We start from the raw sequence: 930 nt of genomic DNA, 5'->3' as shown, positions 1-930 counted from the left end.
GGGAGACTGCCGGTGATAAACCGGAGGAAGGTGGGGACGACGTCAAGTCATCATGGCCCTTACGAGTAGGGCTACACACGTGCTACAATGGTCGGTACAGAGGGTCGCAAAGCCGCGAGGTGGAGCTAATCCCACAAAGCCGGTCGTAGTCCGGATTGGAGTCTGCAACTCGACTCCATGAAGTCGGAATCGCTAGTAATCGTAGATCAGAATGCTACGGTGAATACGTTCCCGGGCCTTGTACACACCGCCCGTCACACCATGGGAGTGGGCTGCACCAGAAGTAGATAGCTTAACCYTTCGGGGAGGGCGTTTACCACGGTGTGGTTCATGACTGGGGTGAAGTCGTAACAAGGTAGCCCTAGGGGAACCTGGGGCTGGATCACCTCCTTACCTATACGACTAACTCAATATTTGCTGAGTGTTCACACAGATWACTTGTTCTTGTTAGAGCGAGTGGCACGCCCGAGCGGCGATGCTTGTTCTTTAAAAATTTGGAAAGCTGATAGTGTTAATGTGAAAGGGACAACKATGAACTTATTCGTAAGTGATTGGTTGTTTATAGCATTAGCGCGAAATATTTATAATTGAGTTCTCAAAACACTTAAATCAAGTGCCCGAATCATAGCAATATGATTCATGAGTATTCTTTTGGCGAAAGTAAACACCATTAGTTGCGATACAGTGCATGTARGYTACAAACTTATGTGGGTTGTATGGTTAAGTGACTAAGCGTATACGGTGGATGCCTTGGCAGTCAGAGGCGATGAAGGACGTAGTAACTTGCGAAAAGCGTTGGCGAGCTAGTAACAAGCATTTGAGCTAACGATGTCCGAATGGGGAAACCCACTYACATAAGTRAGTATCACAACATGAATACATAGTGTTGTGAGGCAAACCCGGGGAACTGAAACATCTAAGTACCCGGAG

The 930-nt window shown here is 47.6% G+C and carries 2 rRNA genes; both read left to right on the top strand.

The features are described from left to right. A 16S ribosomal RNA gene (locus tag BM736_RS24745) occupies positions 1 to 393 on the top strand; the annotation flags it as partial. Between the two features lie 325 nt (positions 394 to 718). After that, positions 719 to 930: ribosomal RNA gene (locus BM736_RS24740) — 23S ribosomal RNA — on the top strand; the annotation flags it as partial.

This window comes from Shewanella sp. UCD-KL12 (genome assembly GCF_001957125.1).
Taxonomy (GTDB): domain Bacteria; phylum Pseudomonadota; class Gammaproteobacteria; order Enterobacterales; family Shewanellaceae; genus Shewanella.
The sequence above is the reverse complement of the archived record's forward strand: the minus strand, read 5'-3'. Positions and strand labels throughout refer to the sequence as shown.